Source organism: Pseudomonas sp. 2822-17 (assembly GCF_002742485.1).
GTDB lineage: Bacteria > Pseudomonadota > Gammaproteobacteria > Pseudomonadales > Pseudomonadaceae > Aquipseudomonas > Aquipseudomonas cyclaminis.
Genome location: NZ_LJRZ01000814.1, coordinates 1 through 255 on the forward strand (window position 1 = coordinate 1; position 255 = coordinate 255).

General features: G+C 24.3%; 1 protein-coding gene. It reads left to right on the forward strand.

Annotated features, from left to right (window positions below; translation table 11 throughout):
* Positions 1 to 255: hypothetical protein (locus tag AOA60_RS33560; RefSeq protein ID WP_218240914.1), on the forward strand; the 255-nt coding region annotated here is incomplete at both ends.

Sequence of the window (255 nt, forward strand, 5' to 3'; positions counted from 1 at the left end):
GCTAAAGAGCTACTTAATCATATATCACATTACATTCAAGAAGATAATCTAGCATCTTTATCTAGTACTACTAAACACCAATATTATTATGTTTCTGGTTTACTAAATTTTGACCAAAGAAATTTTTTAGAAAGCTTTGAGTTATATAATAAGGCACTTAGATTCTCAACATCAGATATTCATAAAGCAAAAATGTTATTTAATTTATCATTAGTATGTTACAAAATCAATGACATTCATAAAGCATTATTATAT